Here is a 1,173-nt window from a genome sequence, read left to right as displayed (position 1 = left end):
GCAAAGGTCATGGACCTGATAGACCTACGTGCCAAGTGGGAAGCTTTTGGCTGGCAGGTGATTGATATTGAAAAAGGCAATGATATGGCCGCTGTAGTAGCTGGACTTGGCAAAGCCAAATCCCTTACCGGAAACGGGAAACCAGTCTTGATCCTCCTTCACACAGAAATGGGTTACGGGGTAGACTTTATGGCCGGCACACACAAATGGCATGGTGTGGCACCTAATGATGAGCAGCTGGAAAATGCCTTGGGACAATTGGAAGAAACACTAGGAGACTACTGAGATGGAAAAGACACTTGATTTAAAATATACTTACACCGAAAAAAAGGATACACGTTCAGGATTCGGTGATGGCTTGTTGGAAGCCGGAAGAAAGAACCCCAATGTAGTAGGCCTGTGCGCTGACCTTATCGGTTCGCTGAAAATGGGAGCTTTCCAGAAAGAGTTTCCTGACAGGTTTTTTCAGGTCGGAATCGCTGAAGCCAATATGATCGGCTTGGCAGCAGGGATGACGATTAACGGAAAGATTCCTTTCACAGGGACATTTGCCAATTTTTCCACAGGAAGGGTCTATGATCAGATCAGACAATCTGTGGCCTATTCTGACAAAAACGTAAAAATATGTGCCTCACATGCCGGCCTTACTTTGGGTGAAGACGGTGCCACCCATCAGATCCTGGAAGACTTGGGCATGATGAAAATGTTACCGCATATGACGGTCATCAACCCTTGTGACTACAATCAGACCAAGGCAGCGACCTTGGCTTTGGTGGATCACGTAGGACCTGCATACCTCAGGTTTGGCAGACCAAGCTGGCCAATATTCACTCCTGCTGACCAGAAGTTTGAAATTGGGAAGGCTTGGAAAATGATTGAAGGGAAAGATGTGACCATCTTCGCCACCGGTCACCTGGTATGGGAAGCTGTGGTAGCGGAAGCCATGTTGAGAGAAGAAGGCATCTCTGCCGAAGTGATCAACATTCACACGATCAAACCATTGGACACTGAAGCCATTCTGGAATCAGTAGCCAAGACAGGTTGTGCAGTATCTGCCGAGGAACATCAATTAAACGGTGGCTTGGGAGACAGCATCGCCCAGACTTTGATCAGCAATCATCCGGCCCCATTGGAGTATGTAGGTGTCAATGATTCTTTCGGAGAATCCGGAAC

1 protein-coding gene and 1 pseudogene are annotated in these 1,173 nt (G+C 47.8%); both read left to right on the top strand.

Annotation, left to right across the window (positions count from 1 at the left end):
- Positions 1-285 (top strand): annotated as a pseudogene (locus tag CLW00_RS21205) (transketolase); the annotation flags it as partial.
- A 1-nt stretch (position 286) separates the two neighbouring features.
- On the top strand, positions 287-1,173 hold an 887-nt coding region (locus CLW00_RS21200), incomplete at its 3' end, for a transketolase family protein (RefSeq protein ID WP_106135708.1).

Origin of the sequence: Mongoliibacter ruber, from assembly GCF_003003005.1 — a bacterium.
Classification (GTDB): Bacteria; Bacteroidota; Bacteroidia; order Cytophagales; family Cyclobacteriaceae; genus Mongoliibacter; species Mongoliibacter ruber.
Note: the sequence above shows the minus strand (reverse complement) of the source record. Positions and strands in the feature narration are given on the sequence as shown.